At 40.1% G+C, this 20,010-nt stretch carries 16 protein-coding genes; 7 read left to right on the top strand and 9 right to left on the bottom strand.

Annotated elements, in window-relative coordinates; genetic code table 11:
• Positions 1–105 precede the first annotated feature (105 nt).
• From AC1EU0_RS03405 to AC1EU0_RS03425, 5 genes are all read left to right on the top strand, one after another.
• Entirely contained in the window at positions 106–345 is a 240-nt protein-coding gene (locus AC1EU0_RS03405; RefSeq protein ID WP_480300530.1) for a hypothetical protein, read from the top strand.
• Between the two features lie 15 nt (positions 346–360).
• A complete protein-coding gene (locus tag AC1EU0_RS03410) occupies positions 361–867 on the top strand; it encodes a hypothetical protein (RefSeq protein WP_480300531.1) in 507 nt (168 codons plus the stop codon).
• On the top strand, positions 868–1,704 hold the full coding sequence (locus AC1EU0_RS03415; protein WP_480300532.1) for a hypothetical protein: 837 nt from the start codon (positions 868–870) through the stop codon (positions 1,702–1,704).
• A complete protein-coding gene (locus tag AC1EU0_RS03420) occupies positions 1,677–2,042 on the top strand; it encodes a DCC1-like thiol-disulfide oxidoreductase family protein (RefSeq protein WP_480300533.1) in 366 nt (121 codons plus the stop codon). Before AC1EU0_RS03415 ends, AC1EU0_RS03420 begins: the two co-directional genes overlap by 28 nt.
• An 87-nt stretch (positions 2,043–2,129) precedes the next feature.
• On the top strand, positions 2,130–3,089 hold the full coding sequence (locus AC1EU0_RS03425; RefSeq protein ID WP_480300534.1) for a DUF2608 domain-containing protein: 960 nt from the start codon (positions 2,130–2,132) through the stop codon (positions 3,087–3,089).
• A gap of 53 nt (positions 3,090–3,142) precedes the next feature.
• Here the strand turns inward: AC1EU0_RS03425 and dnaJ are convergent, their stop codons facing one another.
• The 4 genes from dnaJ to AC1EU0_RS03445 form a co-directional block, all read right to left on the bottom strand.
• Entirely contained in the window at positions 3,143–4,285 is a 1,143-nt protein-coding gene (gene dnaJ, locus AC1EU0_RS03430; RefSeq protein ID WP_480300535.1) for a molecular chaperone DnaJ, read from the bottom strand.
• A 90-nt stretch (positions 4,286–4,375) separates the two neighbouring features.
• Positions 4,376–6,304: a molecular chaperone DnaK gene (dnaK, locus tag AC1EU0_RS03435; RefSeq protein WP_480300536.1), complete on the bottom strand. Its 1,929-nt coding sequence runs from the start codon at positions 6,302–6,304 to the stop codon at positions 4,376–4,378.
• A 298-nt stretch (positions 6,305–6,602) separates the two neighbouring features.
• Positions 6,603–7,892, bottom strand: a complete 1,290-nt coding sequence (locus tag AC1EU0_RS03440; RefSeq protein WP_480300537.1) for an NCS2 family permease — start codon at positions 7,890–7,892, stop codon at positions 6,603–6,605.
• A gap of 835 nt (positions 7,893–8,727) precedes the next feature.
• Positions 8,728–9,600 carry an alpha/beta fold hydrolase gene (locus AC1EU0_RS03445; RefSeq protein WP_480300538.1) on the bottom strand — a complete coding sequence of 291 codons (873 nt, stop codon included), beginning with the start codon at positions 9,598–9,600 and terminating at the stop codon, positions 8,728–8,730.
• Positions 9,601–9,682: 82 nt separating this feature from the next.
• Here AC1EU0_RS03445 and AC1EU0_RS03450 point away from each other — a divergent pair, with 82 nt between their 5' ends.
• On the top strand, positions 9,683–11,143 hold the full coding sequence (locus tag AC1EU0_RS03450; RefSeq protein ID WP_480300539.1) for an aminoacyl-histidine dipeptidase: 1,461 nt from the start codon (positions 9,683–9,685) through the stop codon (positions 11,141–11,143).
• A gap of 29 nt (positions 11,144–11,172) precedes the next feature.
• Here AC1EU0_RS03450 and AC1EU0_RS03455 read toward each other — a convergent pair whose 3' ends face one another.
• Together AC1EU0_RS03455 and AC1EU0_RS03460 are read right to left on the bottom strand one after the other, a co-directional pair.
• A complete protein-coding gene (locus AC1EU0_RS03455; protein ID WP_480300540.1) occupies positions 11,173–13,068 on the bottom strand; it encodes a hypothetical protein in 1,896 nt (631 codons plus the stop codon).
• 128 nt (positions 13,069–13,196) lie between these two features.
• Positions 13,197–15,728: a hypothetical protein gene (locus AC1EU0_RS03460; protein ID WP_480300541.1), complete on the bottom strand. Its 2,532-nt coding sequence runs from the start codon at positions 15,726–15,728 to the stop codon at positions 13,197–13,199.
• Positions 15,729–15,836: 108 nt separating this feature from the next.
• Between AC1EU0_RS03460 and AC1EU0_RS03465 the strand changes: the two genes are divergently transcribed.
• Positions 15,837–16,208: an MAPEG family protein gene (locus tag AC1EU0_RS03465; protein ID WP_480300542.1), complete on the top strand. Its 372-nt coding sequence runs from the start codon at positions 15,837–15,839 to the stop codon at positions 16,206–16,208.
• 40 nt (positions 16,209–16,248) lie between these two features.
• On the opposite strand, the gene AC1EU0_RS03470 is transcribed toward AC1EU0_RS03465, so the two are convergent.
• The 3 genes from AC1EU0_RS03470 to dinB form a co-directional block, all read right to left on the bottom strand.
• Positions 16,249–17,442, bottom strand: a complete 1,194-nt coding sequence (locus AC1EU0_RS03470) for an iron-containing alcohol dehydrogenase (protein WP_480300543.1) — start codon at positions 17,440–17,442, stop codon at positions 16,249–16,251.
• 199 nt (positions 17,443–17,641) lie between these two features.
• Positions 17,642–18,736, bottom strand: coding sequence for an ankyrin repeat domain-containing protein (locus AC1EU0_RS03475; RefSeq protein WP_480300544.1), 1,095 nt, complete (start codon positions 18,734–18,736; stop codon positions 17,642–17,644).
• Between the two features lie 111 nt (positions 18,737–18,847).
• Entirely contained in the window at positions 18,848–19,933 is a 1,086-nt protein-coding gene (gene dinB / locus AC1EU0_RS03480) for a DNA polymerase IV (RefSeq protein WP_480300545.1), read from the bottom strand.
• Positions 19,934–20,010: the final 77 nt, after the last annotated feature.

The following is a 20,010-nucleotide window of genomic DNA, read 5'->3' on the forward strand; positions in this document are numbered from 1 at the left end:
AATTTAAGCTGAAATTGTCGTTTTGATAGGTTTTAGATTTATTTCATTCGTATTATGAGATTAATCTTCATTCACATAACCTGTGTTTCGAAATAAGTATCAGGTATGTTTAAGTCTAATTTATCAATGGATATTTTAAACATGCTAGATAAATCGACTTCTGAACAATTGAATAAACTTGTGAGCCAGCCTGTAGCAAAAAAAGCGGTTAAGTCTTGGCCAACTGTTTTCACTCACGGTGCTGGAGCGGCCGCTAATAATAAGATCAATGAGCATCAACTCCACTCATTAAAGAATACAGCAGAGGCAACCGTAGACGAACTGCTCGATATTATGCAGCGTTAGTTTAGGTCGGTTTATTTGCTCAATATTTTTTTCACTCTTTTCATTGCCATTTGGTTGGTTGCAACCATTCACAGGCAGTTTGTACCGCATCCAAAGTCCAAACTTTTTACGTGGGATATCTTTTTTTTAATTCCCACATGGACCTTTTTTAGCCCAAACCCAGGAACCAAAGATCAGAGCTTGGTTTTCCACCGACACGATACTCAAAATTTTTGGCACACTGTCATCCAAACACCCGTTAATCCTTGGTGGGCTTTCTTGTTTAATCCCAATAAATTCGAAAAGAAAGCCTTACAAGATTTATCACAACTCTATGTTGAGCGTATCAGTAATCAAGACGCCTCTGATGATTCTGTACTGGGGTCATATCCTTATTTAGCTTTGCTAAATGTAACGACGACCAAGGCTAAACCTCAGCAACCTACCGATAAGATTCAATTTGCTGTTGTCGCAACAAATGGCTTTTTTAAGAAGCACGATGTCCATTTACTCGCTTTATCTCAGTGGCATAATTTACGTTAAATGCTGACTCTGACTCACTTCAATGGAATAGCAAGTTCCAGTTTTTTAGCTGGTCTTGCATCCTTAGTGATATCGCTAGAAACCTTGGTGAATAGAAAACTGTTTGAAAGTGGAAATTTGCTGGACTGGCGAACGACTCGACTTTCTGTTCCCGGTTGGGCATTACCCATTTTTGATCTTCTGTTCAAATATTCTTGGAGCAATACTTTATTTACAGGACTGAAAGCGTTCACTTCTTTGTTGTTAATCTATCAAGCATGCTGCTCTCAAGTATCAGTATGGACATTGGGATTGTTATTTACCTTGCATCAAATAACCAATAGTCGTATGCCTGTTGGACGCGATGGTGCGATGCAGATGATTTCAATCGTACTGTTTGGCTTAACACTAATGACTTGGCCTGATAATTTGTACTTGAACTATCTCGGTTTAGCCTTTATTGCTGCACAAATTGTTCTCGCTTATACCGCTTCAGGCTGGGCTAAGTGGGCCTCTCCTATCTGGAGAAAAGAAAATGTTCTTGCCAGTATTTATAATACTAAGAGTTTTGGCAAAGCTTGGGTTGCTCGTTTTTTTCACCAGAATCCCAGATTTGGTCGATTATCGTCATTGGCAGTAATGACATGGCAGGCCAGTTTTCCAATTGTGATTTTTTCTTCAACTAAGGTACTCGCTCTTTATCTTGTAATTGGATTTTGTTTTCATTTAAGTATTGCCATTGTTATGGGTTTAAATACTTTTTCATATAGCTTCACCGCCTGCTACCCTATCCTTATGATTGCGATAACCGAATTACACAGAGTTGCGCCATGGCTGAAAGTGATCAACTGGAAATAATCTACGATGGCGACTGTCCATTTTGTCGAAACATCGTACTAAAAAGAGATTTGGAGTCTAATGGGTTTCAGGTAGAAATAATCAATGCCAGAGACTTATCGAGGCTTCAGCTTTCTGATTATCAAAATGCTGGATATGATCTTAATGATGGCATGCTCGTAAAATACAAGCAAAAGCTACATTACGGTCATGATGCCTTAATGCTGTTGCTGCATTTATCACGGCATAAAGGCTTAGGTGTTCGGATATTCGAGTTTGTTTACCTTAAAATGAATCAATATTGGCTTTACAGAATGTTAGTTAAAATCCGGTTATGGTTTGTATCTCCACTCAAGTAATATTCTTTTCTAAACAATAATTCATTGTTAATTTTTTAATTTCATCGTTAAATTTCTGAGTCTTGTATTTAAAATCCGTGTTTATTAATGGCTACTGCACTTTCTCTACCTAATATTCATTGCTCATCAATAGCTCAGACAAATAATCACCCGAAACCTCTTAAGCAATTAACATTAGAAACTGTGCACAAAATGTATCAAGTAACCCAACCATCGCTTTCACAAATAGAGCTATTCCTGAAAGCAATGACACCGAGATCAGACAGTAAAGTCACGAGCTTTTCTATGCTCGCAGTGGCTGAGTTACCGGCTGAGGAAATGAAACACGCATATGACTGTACCCATGTCGAATTGGTGACACATATATCGGAATTACTCTCTCTTCCGATTTCATTTGGTGAAAGGCCATCGTTTAATTTTGACTTAGATGAGACTTTATTATCACACCCTTTTGATCGCGTTCCTTTCACTGGTACTGATTTCAAATGGACAACACTAAGTAGTCATGCAAACTATGAAATTCATACTTTTCTTAAAGAGCTAAGAAATGCATACCCTAAAGGGACAATCTGTCTTTTAACTAATTCTGAAAAAGACGGTTCACATGATGGGCTGGATAGAAAGTTATACGATGCTGGTATAAATCCAGAGTGGTTCGATTGTATCGATCATAGAACTGCTGAAAACAGAAACTTGCTAAAAGGACAACGAATTATCCAAGCCATAGATCAATTAGCCGAAGACGAGCAACCTACTCATGTTGTAATGGTGGATGATTTGGCTTTGAATCTGGTGACAGTTGCTCAAGCCTGTAAAGAAAGAGATCTACCATGCACAACAGTGCATTTTGTATCAGGAATTTTCAAGCAACATTTAAAGTTCGCTAATCAAAAGAGGTACACTTCATTAGACTCTTTTTACACTCATTATAAGCAGCAGGAAATGCTAGCCAATAAGTCTAGCTGGATATTAGTTGAAGCATTTGCGCAAATAAAACTAGAGAGTACTGCGACAGATCTCGTTCAAAAACCTTATTTCTATTCCTAGAATAAAAATACCCCGACATGCGGGGTACTTTATCTATTGTTTAACAGTGAAGTTTAACTATTCAAATCTTGAAAAAACTTTTTAACACCATCAAAAAAGCCTTCGGCTTTGGGGCTGTGTTTTTTCTTCGACTTAGAGTCACCACTCAAAGTATCTTCAAATTCACGCAACAATTCTTTTTGGCGATCATTTAAGTTCACTGGCGTTTCCATGACTACTTTACACAGTAAATCACCAATAGCATGACTACGAACTGATTTCACGCCTTTCCCGCGCATACGGAACATACGGCCAGTTTGGGTTTCTGCTGGAATTTTCAGATTGACTTTGCCATCAAGCGTTGGCACTTCAATCTCACCACCTAAAGCAGCTTTACTGAATGAGATAGGCACTTCGCAGTATAGGTTGTTGCCATCACGTACAAAGATGTTGTGTTCACGAACACTCACTTGAACGTATAAGTCACCTGCTGGTGCGCCAAACTCCCCGGCTTCACCTTCACCTGATAAACGAATACGGTCACCATTATCAACCCCTGCAGGGATCTTAACGGATAAGGTTTTGGTTTTCTCAATACGACCTTCACCACGACACTTGTTACAAGGGTCTTTAATCACCTTGCCACGACCATGACAGGTAGGACATTCTTGGTTTACCGCAAAGAAGCCCTGACGCATTTGAACTTGACCAGCACCGTTACAGGTACCACAAGTCGAAGATGAAGAGCCTTTCTTGGCGCCGCTACCATCACAAGTATCACAACCTACAAGCGTTGGTACGCGGATCTCTTTGGTTAGACCTTTTACGGCTTCTTCAAGCGTCAATTCAAGGTTATAACGTAAGTCAGAACCGCGAGCAGCACGACGTTGACCACCGCCACCACGACCGCCAAAGATATCACCGAACATATCGCCAAAGATATCACCAAACTCAGCTCCACCGCCACCACCAAAGCCACCGCCTTGATTTGGATCAACACCAGCATGACCAAACTGATCATAAGCGGCTTTTTTGTTGCTGTCGGTTAAGATCTCATAAGCTTCTTTAGCTTCTTTGAAGCTTTTTTCTGCAGCTTCATCACCCGGATTTCTGTCTGGATGATACTTCATTGCTAGACGCTTATACGCCTTTTTAATGTCCCGCTCGCTGGCATCACGACCAACACCCAATACTTCGTAATAATCTCTTTTAGACATAATTACTCAATTCTTTTAACGATAAAACGGGCGTACTGGTTTCCCAGAACGCCCGTTGAAATTTTCTAGTTAATCGAAGCGTTCAACAAATTACTTCTTGTCGTCTTTCACTTCTTCGAACTCTGCGTCAACAACGTCATCGGCCGCAGCATCTTTAGCTTGCTCAGCGCCACCAGCTTGCTGCTGTGCGCCTTGCTCTGCTTGTGCTTTAGCTTGAGCGATTTCCATAAGCTTAGCAGAAGCTTCCATTAGCTTTTGAGTTGATGCATCCATGGCTTCTTTGTCGTTGCCTTTAGTTGCTTCTTCAACTTCTTTCATTGCAGCTTCGATTTTCTCTTTCTCTTCTGCTGGAAGTTGCTCACCTGCTTCTTCGATTTGCTTCTTAGTTGCGTGAACCATGCCATCAGCTTGGTTACGCGCAGTTACTAGCTCTTCGAATTTCTTATCTTCGTCGGCGTGTGCTTCAGCGTCACGAACCATTTGCTCTACTTCGTCATCGCTTAGACCAGAAGAAGCTTTAATGGTGATGTTCTGCGCTTTACCTGTCTTCTTATCAGTAGCCGATACGTGCAAGATACCATCAGCATCAATGTCAAACGCAACTTCAATTTGTGGCATACCACGTGGTGCTGGCTCGATGCCTTCTAGGTTAAATTGACCTAGAGATTTGTTCGCGCTAGCTTGCTTACGCTCACCTTGAAGTACGTGAATCGTTACTGCAGCTTGGTTGTCATCTGCAGTTGAGAACACTTGTTGAGCCTTAGTTGGGATCGTAGTGTTTTTCTCAATCAGCTTAGTCATTACGCTGCCCATAGTCTCAATACCTAGAGACAATGGAGTCACGTCTAGTAGTAGTACGTCTTTAACGTCACCGCCTAATACACCACCTTGAATCGCTGCACCTGAAGCTACTGCTTCATCTGGGTTCACGTCTTTACGTGGCTCTTTACCGAAGAAGCCAGTTACTGCTTCTTGTACTTTAGGCATACGAGTTTGACCACCAACTAGAATCACTTCGTTGATGTCTGATACAGATAGGTCTGCATCAGCAAGCGCTACTTTTAGAGGCTCTAGTGAACGTTGAATTAGATCTTCAACTAGAGATTCTAGTTTCGCACGCGTTACTTTAACCACTAAGTGCTTAGGACCTGTTGCATCAGCTGTGATGTACGGTAGGTTAACCTCAGTTTGAGTGGTGCTAGAAAGTTCGATCTTCGCTTTTTCTGCCGCTTCTTTTAGACGCTGCATCGCGAGTGGATCGTTGCGAAGGTCAAGACCTTGCTCTTTCTTGAACTCGTCTGCTAAGTAGTTGATCAGACGGTTATCGAAGTCTTCACCACCTAAGTGAGTGTCACCGTTCGTTGCTAGTACTTCAAACGTTTGGTCGCCATCGTGGTTGTCGATTTCGATGATAGAGATATCGAATGTACCACCACCTAAGTCGTATACAGCAACGATGTTGTCGCCTTCTTTCTTATCAATACCGTAAGCAAGTGCAGCCGCTGTTGGCTCGTTGATAATACGCTTAACTTCTAGACCTGCGATACGACCTGCATCTTTAGTAGCTTGACGCTGTGAATCGTTGAAGTAAGCAGGAACAGTAATAACCGCTTCTGTTACTTCTTCACCTAGGAAGTCTTCTGCTGTCTTCTTCATCTTCTTCAAGATTTCAGCAGAAACTTGTGGTGGAGCCATTTTGTTGCCTTTAGCTTCAACCCAAGCGTCGCCATTGTCAGCTTCAATGATGCTGAATGGCATAATGTCTACGTCACGTTGAACTTCGTCATCTTTAAAACGACGACCGATCAAACGCTTGATCGCAAAGAACGTATTTGTAGGGTTAGTTACCGCCTGACGTTTTGCAGGTTGACCTACTAACGTTTCGTCATCTGTATATGCGATAATCGATGGGGTGGTACGATCGCCCTCGGCATTTTCAATAACACGTGTCTTGTCACCATCTAGTACAGCAACACAAGAGTTGGTTGTGCCCAAATCGATACCAATAATCTTACCCATGGGGTCCTCCAAAAAAATCTTTACGAAGTAATTCTGTTTCTATTCCTTGATATGGGGTCTTAGTCTCGCTTTTCAAGTCTAGTTGATAATTTTTTAGACTTAACGAATTAGCCTTCCATATCGTCTTAGTACCCTATATTGGGATGCCCTTATGGATTACAAGGGTAAAAATGAAAATTTTTGGATCTTTTACGTTAAAAACTGCTGAAAGAATAATAATGAAGCATTTTGGAGAGGAATCTTGGATGAGATCCTAGGGTATTAGGCTGTTTCCTAGGATCTCTGGTTATATACCAAATTAAAAGAAGATGTATTTTGCTAAAAATAAGGCCGCGATAAGTGTGATGCCAACATTCAGCTCTTTCATTCGACCACATAATATTTTGATCAATACATAAGAGATGAAGCCTAATGCAATACCTGTTGCGATAGAAAAACTCAGAGGCATTAAGATACAAACCACAACTACAGGAGCCGCTTCAGTTAAATCTTCCCATTCAACATGAGTTAAACCTGCCATCATCAACATAGCGACATAGAATAATGCACCTGCTGTGGCAAAGGCTGGTACCATGCCCGCAAGCGGAGCAAAAAACATAGCCAATAGAAACAATACACCCACAACAACAGCCGTTAATCCGGTTCTACCACCTGCACTAACTCCTGCGGTACTTTCAATATAACTTGTGGTTGTTGAAGTTCCTAACGCTGAACCTGCAATAGTGGCAACACTATCGGCCATCAATGCTCGACTCAATCTTGGCAGCTTACCTTGGTCATCCAACAAACCACCCCGTTGAGATACGGCAACTAAAGTGCCAGAAGTATCAAACAGATCGACAAACAAGAAAGCAAATACGACAGAGATCATGCCAACTTCTAACACTCCAGCTAAATCCATCTGCATAAAAGTTGGCATCAAGCTAGGTGGCATAGAAACAATACCTTGATATTTTACTTCTCCAGCAATTAGGCCAATGATGGTAATTGTCAGAATACTTAAAAAGACCGCCGAGTTAAGCCCACGTTGCACCAAAGCAATAATCAAAAAGAAACCCAAAGCCGCCATCACAGCAGGGAATGAAGTAATGTCACCTAAGGTCACAAGTGTGGCAGGGCTAGCTACAATGATGCCGGTGCTTTTCAAACCAATCAAAGCCAGAAAAATACCAATACCAGCAGTAATACCAAACCTCAACCCCATAGGAATTGAGTTGATGATCATCTCTCTCACTTTGAATAGAGATAGAATAAGAAAGCAAATACCAGATAAAAATACTGCCGCGAGTGCCGTCTGCCAAGAGTGCCCCATCTCTCCTACAACGGTATAAGTGAAAAATGCATTTAGCCCCATGCCAGGAGCAAGTGCTATCGGGTAATTAGCATAAAGGCCCATAATTAAACAGCCAATTGCAGCCGCAATACAGGTCGCCACAAATACAGCGCCATGATCCATACCTGCGTCAGCTAAAATATTAGGGTTTAGGAAAATGATATAAGCCATGGTTAAGAAAGTCGTTACGCCTGCAATAACTTCCCTTTTTACATTAGTGTGATGTTCTTTGAGTTTGAACAGCTTCTCAAGCATGATGATAAAACCTAGGGATTGAAATAATAACCCTAAGAATTATACCGACATTGATCACACCGAGACAGCATTATGTGAGCAATTTAACAATTCTGTATTTAAAACAAGGGAGCAGCAGAGAGATATTTTAGGCAAAAAAAAACCTGCTCATATGAGCAGGTAAAGACATCTTGCAAGCGGCCTCTTTGAGGAAGTAACTCTACAAAGGGTAGAGTAAACTTGGCGACATCAGAAAAAAGACCTTGTTCCGACATCGCTACTTGAATCTGTTAAAAGTCCAGATGGACTACAAGGGTTGATGGTAACTGATTTGATATAAAATCTAGGGTCAGTCAGCCCTTAAAACTTTAAAGTAAATAACCCGCCGCGTAGGGCTTCAGCATTAAACCAAGTGTTTTGCCAATAGATGGTTTCGTTACCTTGATACATAATTGTACTCCTAACAAAGTTGTTAAATTTCGATGCTCAATTAAAGCTTGGCTCGATTCCGTGGAACTACATCAATTCTCAATCCTTGGAGACAAACAACTTGTTACTCAGATCCTTGGAGTCAGGTATCCATCCTGGATAAAACATTCGGTAGGTATTCGTTTTCACTCCCTAACCGATGATTTGAATTATACATACATGTAATTTTATTACAACTATTTTTTATTTATTTCTTTATGCTGCATATCAAACTAGCATAAAACGACAAAAATCTACTTGAGTCACATCTAGACACAGCAAAAAACCCAAAATAACGTTATTAAATTACAGAAACACTATTTTTTGTAAGGTAATACAAGTCCGCTTAAATTGAGCAGGCATGAAATTACGCATTAAGATCAGAATGTTAATCACTGAAATGCAATTCTTTGCCATGCCCTGACGCTACTATTTGCTTGATGACGCGGTCACTATTAGGGCTTACCTGATAACCTAAAGCCTCATTAAGCCAGGCTAGCGTCAATTGATGATAGTGAAGCGTATTTTCAGAGGTAGGTTTATGACAAAGCATGAACATCATTTCATTATCATCTGTTCCCTCAGGATCTAAATGACTGCTACGAGTTGTCAGTTGTATGACTCTTCCTACCTTTAACCTACTGTCTCTTAGTGCTGAAATGGCATTATTGTTCTCATTACACATGCTTGGGTTCGATAAGATAGATTCGACTGGAACTCCAGTTCCATCTATATCAGCAATAAGTGAAGACATCTTATTATTTACATCAACACCATCAAGATTGATCACAACCTTTAATTGTTCATTGCCTAAAGATACCAAATCATCGCCAATGAATAACACGTTCAAGCCTCCTGCTGAATGACCAACAAGCGCCCATTGCGATGGAATGCTCAAGTGATGAGGAATAGCGAACTGTTGTTGGTTCAGTGTGGTTGCTATCTCCTGCGCTAGCTTTGGATTACCTAAAGCCACGTTTATAGTTGGCATCATTACAATAAAACCATTGTCAGCAATCTTTTTGCCTAGAGACTTTAAATTTTCCGAACTTCCCATAAAGCGGTGCTGCAAATAAACCAAGCCTTTAGGCAGACCATCGGGAAGCCACCAATCAACTTTGATTGAGTGATGACCTTGTAAAGAGAATGAATCTTGACGAACTAATTCAGAGGCAAAAGCTGAAGTGGAGTTAAGCGCCAACAACAAAATCATCGAAAAGAATTGTCGACAAATTATTGACTTAAATGAACGAGTTTTCATAGCACCGTTTTCGCAAATACCGTAATATTAGGCTACTACGGCTTATAACTAGCTGAACAAAAGCATTTTCTAAGGAGCCCCCGTGACAGCATTAAATCAGCTTTATCCACAACCTCTTTGGCAATGGTTTGAAACGATTTGCTCAATTCCACACCCATCTAAACATGAGCAAGCACTCAGTGCTCATATTCAAACTTGGGTGAAAGAGAAAGGCCTAGACTTTATTGAAGATAAAGTAGGTAATTTGATCATAAAAAAACCAGCCAGCGAAGGCATGGAAGATCGAAAAGCGGTTTGTATTCAAGCTCACCTTGATATGGTGCCACAAAAAAACAACGATAAAGTACATGATTTCGAGAAAGATCCCATTGAAGCCTACATTGACGGTGATTGGGTCACCGCTAATGGCACTACCTTAGGTGCTGATAATGGCATAGGGATGTCATCAGCATTAGCCATTTTAGGTGCAACCGATATCAAACACGGTCCTTTAGAGGTCTTGCTGACTATCGATGAAGAAGCTGGCATGACTGGCGCCTTTGGTTTAGAAGCTGGTGTGCTTGAGGCTGAAATATTGATCAACACCGATTCTGAGCAAGAAGGTGAGATCTACATGGGGTGTGCAGGCGGTGTTGACGCTGAAATTACAGTGCCGATGGCATGGGAAGCAGCTGAGCCAACTCAAAAAGCCTATAAACTAACTATTTCAGGTTTAAAAGGCGGTCACTCTGGTGTGAATATTCACATGGGACGCGGCAATGCTAATAAACTACTAGCTCGATTCTTAGCAGCTCATGCAGAAGAACTTGCACTGGAGCTTGCCAACTTCACGGGCGGATCGCTTCGTAACGCCATTCCGCGTGAAGCGGAAATTACCTTTACGATCCCAGAAGAAAAAGTTGCACGCTTGCAAGAGCTGACTTCTTTCTTCCAAGAATTAGTCAGAGCTGAACTGGCCATTGCCGATCCAGATTTTACTTTCACGCTTTCAGAAACCGAAACGCCAAAGCAAGTGATGGCCGAAGAAAGCCAAGATGATTTTATCGCTCTACTTAATACCTGTCCTAACGGTGTAGAAAGAATGAGTGATGACGTTGCGGGCGTAGTTGAAACCTCTCTTAACGTAGGTGTGATTTCAACGGAAACTGAGCATGTAAGTATTCTTTGTTTAATTCGCTCACTGATTGACTCAGGCCGTAGCCAAGTTGAAGGTAACTTAACCTCTTTAGTTCAGTTAGCTGGCGCAGAAGTGGAATTCAGCGGTGCTTACCCTGGTTGGAAGCCCGATAATAGCTCAGAAGTTATGGCACTGGTGAATGAAACTTACCATGACATTTACAAAAAAGAGCCAGACATTATGGTTATCCATGCCGGTCTTGAATGTGGTTTATTTAAAAAGCCATATCCAGATATGGACATGGTATCTATTGGCCCAACGATTCGTTATCCTCATGGACCTGATGAAAAAGTACTGATCGAAACAGTTGGTCAATATTGGGAATTGCTTTTAGCAGTACTAGAGCGCATTCCAGCTCGTAGTTAATTTATACTCGCTCAATAAAGCTTCTGGCTTTATTGAGCTTTAACCATTAATCGCAGTTGTGAACTTCTCTCCGTAAAATGACGTCTTGCTTCACTCACTCTATCCATTGACTTTCCCTTATAGGCAAAAGCAAATTTAAACCATACTTGAGCTAAACTTGGGCATTCCGAATAGTCAATGCTAAAACCATCTTCAAAAGTATTTAAGTAAGCAATAAGATCCTCTTTATTCACCTTATAAAGTTCGAGTAATTCAACATTTTCAATGTTGTTTTTAAACCAAAGCGCCATTTCAGAGCAACAATCTTTGTCTGCACTTAAAGCTTTAAAATAGTGGGTAGCGAAATACCGATAAGCTCGGTAAATTAATGGACTATTACTACACATAGAAACTAAAGCCTGAGTATGTTCAGGTATGATTTTGTTTGAAGCAAATACACATTCCAGTGGTATAGATTCATCTGGGTAAACCGCCAGCCACTTCATTAGCTCTGGGCTAGCTTTAAATACTTCCATTACATTCGATACTGGCAAACATCTTTTATGTAAGCTCAATATCTGCCGTACGGCATTTTTCTCTAAGTACTCTGTACAAGAAGTTAGATCTTCCCCTACCCTTTTTACTATGCCTGAAGGCAATACAAGTGCTAAGGAATTATTCTCTAAGTTGCATTGCAAAATGTATAAAAAGTTTTTTATCTCAGGCAAAGCCTGAAAAATGTGATAACGTCGAATTAGGCTCAATACACGGTTAGAACTGAATGTGTTTAACCTTACCTGAAGCTCAAGTTCTTCAGGAGAGCAGTTGCTATCATCCTGAGTATCAACAAGACGACCTCGTTTGGAACATTGTTGGAGTCGCATTGCCGATTGAAGAAGTTTAGTTTCACAGGTTACAACACTTCTTCCAAGTTGTTGTCTATATTGCGGTAAACTTATTGCGTGATGGGAAGAATCCCAATGGGTTCGGGTGTTTCCATAAAATATTGCTAGCTCTTGTAAACTTATCAGTAAATAACGATCTTTGTTTACCCTATCTGCAGAAGGGATAAACTTCATAATCGGAATAACTTCAACCCTGTTTGAAGTTACCAGTCCCACAGTGGGTCGGAATATTTTTACTCCTTTTCCTGCGGCAAAAGTTTTAAAAATACAGGTCTCTTTAGAGTGAGAATCATGCAACTTTAAAAGTTCTGCTGCCGTTCTTTCCACTTTCCAATGACTATGTTCAGCCGTATTATCAATAAAAAGTTGCTTATAGCTAGAGGACTGTTGATCTGTCAGGTAATGACCAATACCAAGTTTCTCGCTTAAATAACAAAAATCGTGATGTTCTTTTAGATGTGTTGAAAGCCAAGTCAATAGTTCATAAGGTTGATGGTATCTAATAGGAGTAACGGAATCACACAAATACGCTGTTTTACCTGAAATAAACAAAAAACTTTGTTTGTTATTTCGCCACACACTAACCAAGCCTTTGACCTTCTGAATTGTAGTTTTATCATCTTCACAAAGAGCCAAATCTACTTGGTGGCAAATCTTGTATTTTTCTCCGCTAATGCTCAGCACCGTTGGTCTGGTTGTATGTCTTACTTTCGAATCGAGTTGTAATAATTTTTGTGCTACGTGCGTTAAGCGCTCAGTAGTCTCAGCTGGTCCTAATGGTTTATTCATTGCCAAACGTAATAGCTTAGGATCTGCTTGAGGCGCTCGAATGGCATAGTCTTTGAGTGCTTGGGGTTGTGTGCTTGCTTTACCTTTTACAGAGGAGCCGGCTTGCGGTTTCTGATGGAAATCTGAAACCAAGAGATGCGATGTAGGTTGATGAGTATATTCTTCATACTCTTTTTCTGAAATTACCTCAGCTTTCTCAGAGTAAGCCGCAAGCCCCCGCTCACTGGGTAGGGCAGAACATGATGTAGCCATAAGAATCTAAAAACTTAAACCTATTTTCAATTTGCATACATATTATTACAAGTTAGCTTAACATTTGCTTAACGCACCGATAACTAATATGGCTTAACCAATATTGATTTAGCTATAACGTAACAACATCAAGGAATTGAGACGGTTTGCGTATCGTCTTCTTTATTTTCTTCAGATTTTGATTTGATTTTTTGCTCTCTCAATTTACTCTCTAGACAAGTTGCACACATATCTTTATCTGGCCCATTGGGATTGTAGTAATGAGCAATATTTGTATCAGCAGTAATTCGTATACTTCCTTTTCGATAGTCTATATAAAATATCAGCTTCTGTTGTTCTCCATTTTGCGGTTCTACACAAAAATCACATACTGCTCCAGCAGCCCAATGGCCTTCATTTTCATCATGAAGATAAAGCGGAGCAATAGTGTGTACAGGTCTTAAATAATACGCTTCACCATCTAAAGTAATGGCTGCTTCTGTAGGTGTCAGATTGTGGATAGAGTGAAGTTGAGTTAAATCGAACTGAGCCGCTTGAATACGACCTTCTGGTTTATTTTTGTAATGATAAGCAAACGAAAACCAAGCCAGTGTTAAATCCAGTTGTTGAGCTACTTTTTTAGCCAAATCGGGATTATAAGTGGCTACATATTGTTGAAAACAATCCTGTGTAACCTCTGCACCTGAAAAAGCACTTAACCCTTGAGATTGATTGAATAACCAGCGCAACTCAGACGAACTCACATTTCTATCTTGTAGTATCTGTCGAAAATGAACACTATGGGCATTGTAAAAGCCTCGATAAATAAATGGCTTTTGATTAAAAAAATCTAATAATAAATCAAACGGAACGTTAAATTGCTGAGCAAGAAAAAACAGCGCATCTAAAGGTATGTCTCTCTCAGGGTAAAACTTAAAAAATGCCTGCCCATTTTTATTTCCTGCAAAAGCATTCATTGCTTCAGATTTTGGTATTCGCTTATTGCAAGATTTTAGTACTTGTTTTGTATCTTCTAAATTCAATAGATCAGTAAAAAGAGTTAAATCCTGTTTCGCAATGTCCTGTAAATTTTTAGGTAAAGTTAAGGTTGCCGTAGGTAGAGCAAGCTCCCTTTTCCAGTGAGCTAGCATTGATTCTAACTCTGGTTTGACATCAAACACTTGATAACGTTGAAATCCGATATTCTCCCAATTCTCACCTAATAATTTAGATAACTCCTGAGACCATGGACGAATACAAACATCACTAAATGTTCGCTCATTTTTTAATACGTTAAGCGCCTCTACAGCCTTTCGATAAGAGATTTTAGAACCCGCTTTAACTTCATTAAGCTTAACTGACTGCAAATGACTTAGAGCATCATCATTCCAATTCACTTCAGTGTCAGCATATAATTTCACTAAATTAAAAAGACATTGAAGCAAATTTCTCGAGGCCATAAATTTATCTTCACTCAAGGAAAGCGTTGTAATCGGTACCACTTGAATTCGTCGAGTCCGACATAAGCCTGTATCTCGCCTGAAACGATAAGCGCCAGCCGCCGCCATAAAAGTAACATTCGATAACGACTCACCACAGTGATGTTTTAATAAAATTTTGACAGCAGTCATTGCTGGTTGCCAATAAGTCGATTGACTCTGATTAACTGAAATAAGTGCTTTGAAGCCATCAAGGTTTGTTTCTATATTTACGAATTGCCCTACTTCTAGCTCATTACATAGTGTCAAGAAATCACCTTGTTTTTGATGGGAGCATAGCCATTCCACCAGTTCGTATGGCTGACAAAACGGTATGCTTTCAGAGGAGAAACATAAACAAGCTTTATCACCATATATATATAATAAACTGCCAGTGTGCTCTGTTTTCCAGTCTTTCCAAAGCAGCTTCACCGCTTCTAAGCGATCTTTATCTGAATTTAACTCAGCTAAATCAATCGAATAAAAAAGCTCACATTGAATGCCTTCTATTGTAATTTCAGTAGCATTTGTCGTTGGTGACTTGTCTGTCACCAAGGGCTCGCCATCTCCCAATTGAAGCTGGGCAGCATTTTCCAACGCACTCATTAATGATTTGACATCATAGAATGTGTCCTCCAACGCTTCGTTGTATTGTACACACCCATAAATTGTGAGCTCAGACCATAAGGCAAGTGCTTCCTTATTGCCTGTAATACACTGATGAGGCTTGCTGGCTTGTGGCTTATCTGAACTCAAAAAAAGCAAGGCCACAATTACCCCCGTCGAGAAATATCCTTTAGACTTAATTTCAGCATCTCGAATACTTAGCAATGCTTCTACCGAATGAGCTCCGGTCATTCCCTGAGAATGAGCAGTACAATTCAAAAATGCCGCTTCTAAGCCTGAATCAGTTTCCAATAATTCAGCTAATTCACTTGCGTTTTTTACAAAAGGAGTTGTGATAGTTTTGTATAACTCTCCTGCCGAAAGTCTTACATTCACAGAAAACTCAGCAGGTTCAGCGGTAAGAATGGGCGCAGCGGGTTGATTCTGATGAAAACGTCCCTCTGGCACTTCAGCACTTGCAGGCTGTATTTCAAACTCTTTAAACTGCTTCCCATTATGATGGTCTGATGGATCTGTTCCTGTCAGAAGAGATGGTGATGAATCACCACTAGAAAGACTATCTATTAATGCTGACATAACTCCTCCAGATCTTTGCAATTGAAGTTAATCTCGTAGCATCATAGTATGAGTACACTTAATGAAGACTTGATCTAGAGTGAATTTAAGATAAAAGGATTTTTGATTATGAGCGCTCCAATTTACGCAGCAGTTCTTACTTTATTGCTTATCACCTTAGCATTCAGAGTAATAAACCTCAGAAGAAAGCACAGAGTCAGTATTGGAAATGGTGGAAATTCAGATCTTGCTGCTGCCCGTGCCGCAATGAGTAACGCCAGCGAGTACATTCCAATCTTTTTGATCTTATTGTTCAGCTTTGAGTATCTATCTCAGAATACAGTACTTACTCATATTTTTGGCAGCCTATTCGTTATAGGACGATGCATGCACGCTTTTGCGATTTCGAGCCACACCTTTAAAGCTCGATTTTGGGGAATGATTTCAACTTTTTGTTGTTTGAGTATTTTGGCGTTAGCGAATTTATTTTTAGTAATATGACTTTCTCAACCAAGATAAGTCACTACTAGAAACACTTTTGCTAGGTAAGTTTTGCTAACAAACTTAAACCTTCTTGTTTAGACATATACTTAGGGACAGGGTATAAATTGTGCGCCTCTTTTAAGGCAAGTTCACAAATTCGCTGTAAATCGGTTTCTTTTAACTCTTTAACAAAAGTAGGAATATCTAAGGTTTTACAAAGATCTTTCACAGCATTGATAAAACCTTGAGATAACTCTTGTGGTGTATCACCAGCAATACCGATTGCGAGGGCTAACTCAGATAACCGCTCTACACAAGTATCGCTGTAAAAGTCTAATACATAAGGAAGCACAATCGCATTAGCCAAGCCATGAGGTACATGATAAATCGCCCCTAGCTGATGAGCGATAGCATGTACATAACCCACAATGGCTTTATTAAAGGCAAGTCCTGCATAAGTACTGGCATTTACCATAGACTGCCGAGCCTGAACGTTACTCCCGTCCTCATAAGCAATAGGTAAATTTTTGAAGATTAGTTTAATGGACGTTAACGCGTAATCATCGGTTTCTTTACTGGCATGATTGGATAAATAGGCTTCAATCGCATGAGTTAATGCATCCATACCCGTTGCAGCTGTAATATGAGATGGTAACCCTAGCATTATCTCAGCATCTAAAGCGGCAGCTTCAGGCACAAGAGCTGGTGAAACCGCTGGCTTTTTTAAGCCATTATTCATAGTGATGACGGAGGTCATGGTGACTTCTGATCCCGTTCCTGCGGTTGTAGGGATAACGTATAACGGCAAGTTTCGACGCCACACTTTTAATACACCAGCGATTTGGCAGGTACGTTTTGTAGTGCCTGATAATATCGCTACAATTTTAGCCGCATCAATCACTGAGCCACCACCAACAGCAAGCACCACATCAGCTTCAGCTTGACTCGACAAGGTCACCATACTATCAATCAAGCTCTCTGACGGGTCAGGCTCCACTTCGTCAAAAACAATTACGTCACACCCTTGGTGTAATAACTGTTCCTCAATTGATTTCACTATGCCCAATTGCGACAGGGTTTGGTCTGATACTAAAAAGACTCGTTTGCCTTGAGCGTTAGAGACTAACTCAAGAAGTGTTGAGGTTGAGCCTACTCCAGAAAGCAACAAAGGTTTTGGCATAGGTAAAATTTTCATCAACACTTTTATGCCAACCATTAAGCTTTGATAATAGTTTTTTTGGATTAGGTTCATTTCAGCCTTCCTTAGCGCTTCGCTGCTTATTTTTTATTTTCAATGAATTGATTCTTAAAGATTGCGATGAGGAAATCAACATTAACATGAACATTGATATCGTAAGCAAATTGGTAACGTAGAGTTAGGTTTGTAGTAGCTTCTCCATACAATATTTAGCCAAGGCGACAACGACACAAGAAACATGACGGCTTTGCATTTAAGGCGTATAAGGTGGTGGGGCTTCGTAAGCTTCAGCTGTTCGAAGTGTATGATGATGTTGGGAGTATTCTGGTATTAAAGTAGGTTTATGGTTTTTAGAACGATCAGTTAACCCATCTTTAATACTTCTAAACTCTAAAGCTTTTAGAGCTTTTTTAACTTCAGTATTATTCGAAAAGCGCTCTTCAATCAATTGATGATAGCTTTTACTTGGCTCTAGACCCGAGATTCGATGTAAAGACATATCATGCTTTATCAGCTCAATCACGACATTAGGTCGCTGAGTATTAATCGCGATATCTAAAGCACTATAACCATCATTATTGACTAACTCTAGATTTGCACCACATCCAACTAACACACTCACTGTATTTACGAATCCGTGGCTGGCTGCAGCCATAAGCGGTGTCCATCCTGCATCATCACAAGAATTTAAATCAGCACTCAAACTGGCTAATAACTTTACTGCAGCAGCTTGCCCTGAATTAGCAGCACTATATACAGGTGACCAACCATTGCTTTTAATATTAAGTTTTGCTCCACAAGTAATAAGCGCCCTCATTGTCTCTAAATGACCTCGCTCGGCAGCAATATGCAAAGATGGACCACCCGCTCCACTCATATTAGTATCAGCGCCATGAGAGTTTAAAATGTAAACTGCACCAGAATTCCCAGCTTTAGCGGCTGTATGCATGGCATTATAACCAGATGCTCTAACAAAATTTGGTAATGCGCCCTTTAAAAGATACTTGTTCAACGTATGATTATTACCATTTCGAACCTGATAAGTTAGTTCAAGAGTAAGGTTTAAACATTGCTCAATCTTTGAAGCGCTTTTAGAACAAAACAATGCATGAAATTTTTCTTTTATTCTTTGAGTGCAGGCCAGCTCATCAGGCTGAATTTGTTTAACTCTAAATCTGCCTTCTTGTCGAAGAAAGTGCACTAGATAGGAATGATTTTGAACGCGTAAATAACTCACTCCATCGGACTCAAGACCGGCATCAGATTTTATCAATGCAATTTCTGATTGAAGCAGTGAAGCCCAAGTATTCTCTGACGTTGCAAGAGGAATATAGCCCGCTTTACTCATAACAATGTACCAGTAAGGTTCTGAACTTATATTTAACCTGATTTCCTCTTTAAGTACATGAACATAAGATTAACCCTATATGAATTAATAGGGCGTGCTGACCTTTCAGGCTTAAACTTTAAATTCAAACCCCAATTGTTTCATTTCTATTTCGCTTCCGCTTTCAGCATTTGTCTGTAACCCTACAGAAACCCCTACGAGTCTTATACCTTTACCTTCCCCTCTTTCGAAGGCTTCAGTTAACAACTGCTCTAACCCTTGTTCATTTATAGAATCACTGCGATGTTCGACGGTGGTTTGGACAAAATCAGAAAATTTGAGTTTTACTACTTGCTTGTTGATCACTCTGTCTGATGCACTTCTTACAACTCTTTGCTTGAGTTCTTCAATGAGCTTAACCAGTACGGATTGGCATTGCTCTAATGTGTATATGTCTTGCAATAAGGTGGTTTCCACGCCAACAGACTTGCGTTCACGGTGAGAAACGATAGCTCTGTCGTCACGTCCAAAACTGCGATTTATAATCACTTCTCCAAACTTTCCAAATCGTTTTATTAAGGTTTGACGATCAAAAGTTTGAATATCAGCACAGGTTTTGAGCCCCATTTCTAATAACTTTTCTTCGGTTACCTTACCTACACCGGGAATTTTTCTCAGTGGCAAAGTTTTTACAAATTCATCGACTTGAGTGGGAGGAATAACACATTGGCCGTTGGGCTTATTAATATCAGAAGCCACTTTAGCCAAAAACTTGATCGGGGCTACCCCAGCTGATGCCGTAAGCTGAGTTTCTTTGAAAATGTCTTCTCGTATCGCTTGAGCTATCAAGGTAGCGGAACCTTGATGCTGTTTACAGTCAGTGACATCAAGGTAGGCTTCATCAAGCGAAAGTGGTTCAATAATATCGGTGTATTTTTCAAAAATGCTCCGAATTTCCTTAGAAATAGCCTTATAAACTTCCATTCGACCTGACACTAAAATTAAATCAGGGCAAAGTTTGAGGGCTTGTTGAGTTGGCATAGCTGAGCGAACACCATACTTTCTAGCTTCATAATTACTGGTACTGATCACACCTCGAGTTTGACGACTACCGCCTACAGCTAATGGCTTGCCTCTATATTCAGGAAAGTCCCTCATCTCAACTGCCGCATAAAAGCAATCCATATCAACATGAATGATTTTTCTGCAATTTGACATAGCCTAACCCAAACACTGTATATAACATCAGTATATGGTAAGTTGTGACTAAAATAAACTACCTTGCCTGAGACTAA

The organism is Parashewanella sp. 2210YD4-3, assembly GCF_056591735.1.

Bases quoted from the DNA above. Each gene is read 5' to 3' on its own strand.
- AC1EU0_RS03405 (WP_480300530.1), top strand. From the start codon at position 106: ATGTTTAAGTCTAATTTATCAATGGATATTTTAAACATGCTAGATAAA.
- AC1EU0_RS03415 (WP_480300532.1), top strand. From the start codon at position 868: ATGCTGACTCTGACTCACTTCAATGGAATAGCAAGTTCCAGTTTTTTA.
- AC1EU0_RS03420 (WP_480300533.1), top strand. From the start codon at position 1,677: ATGGCTGAAAGTGATCAACTGGAAATAATCTACGATGGCGACTGTCCA.
- AC1EU0_RS03425 (WP_480300534.1), top strand. From the start codon at position 2,130: ATGGCTACTGCACTTTCTCTACCTAATATTCATTGCTCATCAATAGCT.
- dnaJ (WP_480300535.1), bottom strand. From the start codon at position 4,285: ATGTCTAAAAGAGATTATTACGAAGTATTGGGTGTTGGTCGTGATGCC.
- dnaK (WP_480300536.1), bottom strand. From the start codon at position 6,304: ATGGGTAAGATTATTGGTATCGATTTGGGCACAACCAACTCTTGTGTT.
- AC1EU0_RS03440 (WP_480300537.1), bottom strand. From the start codon at position 7,892: ATGCTTGAGAAGCTGTTCAAACTCAAAGAACATCACACTAATGTAAAA.
- AC1EU0_RS03445 (WP_480300538.1), bottom strand. From the start codon at position 9,600: ATGAAAACTCGTTCATTTAAGTCAATAATTTGTCGACAATTCTTTTCG.
- AC1EU0_RS03455 (WP_480300540.1), bottom strand. From the start codon at position 13,068: ATGGCTACATCATGTTCTGCCCTACCCAGTGAGCGGGGGCTTGCGGCT.
- AC1EU0_RS03460 (WP_480300541.1), bottom strand. From the start codon at position 15,728: ATGTCAGCATTAATAGATAGTCTTTCTAGTGGTGATTCATCACCATCT.
- AC1EU0_RS03465 (WP_480300542.1), top strand. From the start codon at position 15,837: ATGAGCGCTCCAATTTACGCAGCAGTTCTTACTTTATTGCTTATCACC.
- AC1EU0_RS03470 (WP_480300543.1), bottom strand. From the start codon at position 17,442: ATGAACCTAATCCAAAAAAACTATTATCAAAGCTTAATGGTTGGCATA.
- AC1EU0_RS03475 (WP_480300544.1), bottom strand. From the start codon at position 18,736: ATGAGTAAAGCGGGCTATATTCCTCTTGCAACGTCAGAGAATACTTGG.
- dinB (WP_480300545.1), bottom strand. From the start codon at position 19,933: ATGTCAAATTGCAGAAAAATCATTCATGTTGATATGGATTGCTTTTAT.